At 67.0% G+C, this 5,431-nt stretch carries 4 protein-coding genes; 3 read left to right on the plus strand and 1 reads right to left on the minus strand.

Annotated features, from left to right (window positions below):
- Positions 1 to 24: 24 nt before the first annotated feature.
- The gene (locus ACFWF2_RS33325) at positions 25 to 1,320 is read left to right on the plus strand and encodes a lipase family protein (protein ID WP_379311459.1); all 1,296 of its coding nucleotides are present in this window, start codon (positions 25 to 27) and stop codon (positions 1,318 to 1,320) included.
- 135 nt (positions 1,321 to 1,455) lie between these two features.
- Complete coding sequence (locus tag ACFWF2_RS33330) at positions 1,456 to 2,571, plus strand: alkane 1-monooxygenase (protein ID WP_379311462.1); 1,116 nt, start codon at positions 1,456 to 1,458, stop codon at positions 2,569 to 2,571.
- Here ACFWF2_RS33330 and ACFWF2_RS33335 read toward each other — a convergent pair.
- Positions 2,545 to 3,312 carry a helix-turn-helix domain-containing protein gene (locus ACFWF2_RS33335; RefSeq protein WP_379311460.1) on the minus strand — a complete coding sequence of 256 codons (768 nt, stop codon included), beginning with the start codon at positions 3,310 to 3,312 and terminating at the stop codon, positions 2,545 to 2,547. The genes ACFWF2_RS33330 and ACFWF2_RS33335 overlap by 27 nt on opposite strands.
- A gap of 220 nt (positions 3,313 to 3,532) precedes the next feature.
- On the opposite strand from ACFWF2_RS33335, the gene ACFWF2_RS33340 reads away from it, so the two are divergent.
- Positions 3,533 to 5,389 carry a glycoside hydrolase family 5 protein gene (locus ACFWF2_RS33340; RefSeq protein WP_379311461.1) on the plus strand — a complete coding sequence of 619 codons (1,857 nt, stop codon included), beginning with the start codon at positions 3,533 to 3,535 and terminating at the stop codon, positions 5,387 to 5,389.
- Positions 5,390 to 5,431: the final 42 nt, after the last annotated feature.

The following is a 5,431-nucleotide window of genomic DNA, read 5'->3' on the forward strand; positions in this document are numbered from 1 at the left end:
ATCGTGAGGAGTCGAGCCCGCAGCTTGACCACAGCGTTGGCCTGCACCCTGGTGGTCGCGGGCGGCGCGTTCTGCGCTCCACAAGCTTGGACCGAACCGGCCGCCGCGGTCGCCGGTGCGGATTTCTATCTGCCACCCGCTCCGCTACCAGGCGGAGCGCCGGGCACCATCATTCGCACGGAACCGTCGCGCCTCGCGCTGTCGGCGCCGGGACAGACCGGCACCATCCCCGCGGAATCCACGCGGATGATGTACATCAGCAGCGATACCCACGGCGGTGAGACCGCGGTGACGGGCACGTATCTGGAGCCGTCGCAGCCGTGGACCGGCCCGGGCCCCCGCCCGCTGGTCGCCTACGCGGGCGGAACGAAGGGACAGGGCGATCAGTGCGCGCCCTCGAAGCTGCTCGCCGAACTCGTCCAGTTCGAGCCGCCGATCAACGTGATGTTCGAATACGACGTCGTCGCGCTGTACTCGTTGCTCTCGCGCGGCATGGCGGTCGTGATGACCGACTACCAAGGCCTCGGCACGCCCGATGTGCACGGCTTCCTCAACCGGAAAGAGCAGGCCCACGCGGTGCTCGATGCCGCCCGCGCGGCCCTTCAGCTGCCGGGCGCGGGCATGAACCCCGGCTCGCCCGTCTTCCTCTACGGCTACTCGCAGGGCGGTATGGCCTCCGCGGGCGCCGCCGAGCTGCAGCCCAGCTACGCACCGGATCTGAACGTGCGTGGCGCCTACGTCGGTGGCCCGGTCGTCGATGATCAGTACTTCATCGGCTACAACGACGGTCGCGCCCTCGTGGCACCGGCCTTCGCCTGGATGCTCAACGGCATGGCCGCGCACTACCCCGAGGTCCGCGCGGTCCTCGACGCCGAACTCAACGACACGGGCAAGGCGATCCTGAACGACTCCGCGAGCAGGTGCGCGGTCCCCACCGGGATGGCCCAGAATCACGGGCAGACTTCCCAGTGGACCTCCAGCGGCCTGCCGCTCACGCAGGTGATCGACGGGTCTCCCGCGTTGAAGGCGGTGTTCGACGAGCAGCGCGTCGGCTCGCTCACCCCGGGCGCCCCGGTGCTCATCTCCTCGGCCCGCAACGACGAGGGCGCACCGTACGTGCCCATCCGTGACATGGCCGCCAGTTGGTGCGGTGGCGGTGCGCAGGTCCAGCTGGACTCCAACGCCGCGATTCCGCCGCTGACCGGCCTGGCGGGCACCCACGTGCTGTCGTTCTTCCCGGCGCTCGAGGCATCGCAGAACTGGATGACCGATCGTCTGGCGGACAGGCCGGCTCCGACCAACTGCGCAGCTCTGCCCTAGTCGCGGTACACCGGCGTGTTCCGGCCCGGGTTCGCCCGCGGTCCGGTCCGCGCCGGTGACCGGCGACCACCACGATCGTGCCTTCGGCGCGGTCGTTTTCCACGATTACAATTCCGATGGGTGCTGTTTGTTCCGATGGCAGTCTTCGAACACACAAGAGTCAGCGACCCCAAACGCTATCTCTGGCTTCTGGGTCTGATCGCCCCGGCGTGCGCGCTGTTCCCCTCGCAATTAGTGGCCTTGTCGGGGCTGCCGGTGTTCTGGTGGATCGGCCCGATCATCGTGTTCGTGGCGATTCCGCTGCTGGACCTGACGATCGGGCGCGATGGGAGCAATCCACTCGACGAGGACTACGAAACGTTGTCCGACGATCGCTATTACCGCTGGTGCACTTATCTCTTCCTGCCGATCCAATTCATCAGCCTGGTTATCGCGGGATATTTCTGGGCCGGTAGCGAACTGAGCGTCGTCGACAAGCTGGGGCTCGCGGTGACGATGGGGGTCGTCTCCGGCATCGGCATCAATGCCGCCCATGAACTCGGGCACCGGTCCGAGCATCTGGAGCGCAGGCTGGCGAAAATCGCCCTGGCGCAGTCCGGGTACGGGCATTTCTTCGTCGAGCACAATCGCGGCCACCACGTCCGCGTCGCGACCCCGGAAGACCCGGCCAGCGCGCGATTCGGCGAGCCGCTCTGGGAGTTTTTGCCGCGCAGCGCGCTCGGCGGCCTGCGCTCAGCGCTGGGCTTGGAACGAGAAAGGCTGGCGCGCAAGGGGAAACGCTGGTGGAGTCGCGACAATCAGATTCTGCAGGCGTGGTCGATGAGCCTGGTGTTGTTCGCGACGATGACCGCGGTCTTCGGGCCTGCGGTCATCCCGTTCCTGGTGCTGCAGGCCGTCATCGGCGCCGGGCTGCTCGAGACGGTGAACTATATCGAGCACTACGGTCTGTTGCGCGCCCGCCGCGCCGACGGCAGCTACGCCCGGTGCTCGCCGCGGGACAGCTGGAACAGCGATCACCTGGTCACCAATGTCTTCCTGTTCCATCTCCAGCGTCACAGCGACCACCACGCCAATCCCAGCCGCCGCTACCAGACCCTGCGCAGCTGCGAGCAGGCACCGCAGCTGCCCGCCGGGTACGCCACCATGGTCGTGCTTGCCGCGGTACCCCCGCTGTGGCGTGCGGTCATGAACAAGCGAGTCCTGGCCCATTACGGCGGCGATCTGTCACTGGTCAACAGCAAGCACAGGTGACGCGGGTCCGAGGTCGAACCGGATTCCGGCGCGCAGCATCGTGGTGGCGGACAGGCCGATCATGTCGCGGAAGGACTCGCTGAAATGGGACGGAGTCGCGAAGCCCGCGTCGAGCGCGGAGCGGGTGAGATCGTGGCCTGCCACCGCGCTGCTGACCGCGGAGATCATCCGGTTCCAGCGCTGATAGCCGCGGAAGGTGGTGCCGCAATGCCGCGCGAACAGGTGCAGGAAATGGCCGGTCGACAGCCCCATGTTCGCCGCGATGTGGTCGGCGCGTAGGGCGTTGGCTGGTTCGTCGCGGATCGCGGCGGCGAGTTTCGCGATGCGTGGATCGGTGACGGGGCTCGCGCCTGCGACGGCCAGGGCGTAGATGCGGTCCGGGTCGACGACGGGCGCGCGGCACAGCTCGACGAGCTCACGCTCGCGCCGATGACGCAATCCGAAAGCGCCTGCGGCATCCGTCATCTCGTCCGAGATCAGGGTGGCCGACGCCCCCGAGGGGTCGACGAACAGCGCGAGGATCCACCCCTGGGTGGCGACGATGCGGTGCGCCGTGCGGGCGGGCGCGAAGGAACTGCTCGTGCGGACGGGTCCGTGTGGGGTGTGCAGGACCAGCGGCCCATCCAGCCCGACGGTGAGCATCGCGACCGACGGGGCATGCGGGTCGACGCCGAGGTCGGGGCCGACGTAGCCGATGTGACCAGGGCGGACCCACGCCGTCGGTGTCCGATCCACGCTCACCCTTACCAGGGTATCGGCCTGCCACCGAGCCTGCCGTCGCACGCGTCTCGGCAGTGCGGAGCGTGTGGGTCGGGTCGGTTCTACTCGGTCATCATCGCCGCGCGGCTATCTGGCATTGACAAGTGATTCAGGTGAATTGCTGGAATCTGGCTGTTTCAGATTGCTGTCGCCCGGACCTACTGTTCCCGATATCTGACCCCGTGATGATGAGGAATCGGGAATGAAGAAACTCGCCACAGTGCTCTTGCTGCTCGGAACCTTCCTGGTTCCGCTGCTGCACGGCAGCCCACCCGCCGAAGCGGAATCGAGCAGCATGAAAGGCCCGCTGAGCACGCGCGGGCGCTACATCGTCGACGCCGACGGCAATCGGGTGAAGCTGAAGTCCGGCAACTGGCACGGCTCCAGCGGCACCTGGAACGGCAGCGGTGACAAGGAGACCGACGCGAACCACCACGCTGAGGAGAACGGCCACCGCGCCCCACTCGGGCTCGACCGGGTGTCCATGGCGAAGCTGCTCGCGGACTTCAAGGCGTTGGGGCTCAACAGCATTCGCCTGCCTTTCTCGAACGAGATGCTCACCGATCCGGAACCGGTGCGGGGCCTGACCGCCAATCCGGAGCTCAATGGCCTCACGCCGCTCGAGGTGTTCGACCGCGCGGTCACCGCACTCACGTCCGCCGGATTCGGCGTCATCCTCAACAACCACACCACGACCACCCGCTGGTGCTGCGCGCTCGACGGCAACGAGTTCTGGAACTCCGGCCAATCGTGGGAGAAGTTCATCTCCGACTGGGTGTTCATCACCTCCCGCTACCGCGACAACCCCGGCGTCGTCGGCGCGGATCTGCGCAATGAGGTGCGGCGCACCACCTGGACCAATCCGAACTGGGGTCAGGGCGACAGCAACGACTGGGCCGACGCCGCGCAGGAGGCAGGCGACGCCATTCTCACCCAGGGCAATCCCCATCTGCTCATCGTGGTCGAGGGCATCAACTGGATGGGTATCCCCACCGACATCACCTGGCACGAGCGGCCGATGCTGGAACCGATGAAGCGGCTGTCCACCACTCTGGTGCGCTCCAACAAGGTTGTGTACGGGGTGCACTTCTACGGCTATATCGGGCCGAACCACACCGGAGCCACCGGCATGGGCGAGACCCACGACCCACGCTTCCGCGATATGTCGCGCGCGGATCTGTTCAGGTCCATGGACGAGCGCGCGGGATACGTGGCCACGACCCCCGACAAACACTTCACCGCACCGGTGTGGGTCAGCGAATTCGGTGTCGGCAAGGGTGACAGCGATCTGGACAGGGCATGGTTCGCGAATCTGGTCGACTACCTGGTCGATCGTGACCTCGATTACGCCTACTGGCCCATCGTCGGCTTCCACGAGAACGACAAGGGCAATCAGTGGGGCCTGCTGCGCTACGACACCTCGGGCGCGCTGCGCAATGTCCTCGACGCCGACGACTGGCGGGCGCCGCATGTGCGCCGTCTGCTCGAGGCGAACGGCTTCACCGGCCAGGTCCCCGTTCCGGCCCGAAACTGGTCCATGCTGCAGGGTATTCACGAGGACGACAACCGGTCGTCGCGGGCCGCCGCCGATTGGGACAGCGGTGCGCACAAGATGGTGTGCCCCGACGGCCAGCGCCTGATCGGCGTCAGCGATCGCGGCCAGGGCGGATTGTGCACCGACGCCACTGCGCGCGAGCTGTGGCAGCCGGGCGCAGACGCGGTCAAGGTCGACCGCGAGAATGTTCGCACCGACTGGGCCAACGGGTTCACCAAATACCAGTGCGCCGAGGGCTCGTTCATGATCGGCTACAGCCTCAACGGTGACGCCATGTCCGGCATTCTCTGCGCCCCCGGCAGCAAACCGCTGGCCGGCGCCGGACGCACGCTGTGGTTCGACCGCGGCGACAATCGCCCAGCTTCCGGCGAAGGCGGCGACTGGGCCGAGGGCTACTACAAGGGCCAGTGCAATGCCGACGAGTACGTCGCCGGAATCGCCTTCTCCGGGGCCAACCGTCGCGGCAACCGGCCACAGGCGCTCTACTGCCGCACGCTCTCCTGAGTCCGATCCGGCGGAAACACGATCGGTCCGCACCGAATCCGG

Source organism: Nocardia sp. NPDC060259 (assembly GCF_042728775.1).
Classification (GTDB): Bacteria; Actinomycetota; Actinomycetes; order Mycobacteriales; family Mycobacteriaceae; genus Nocardia.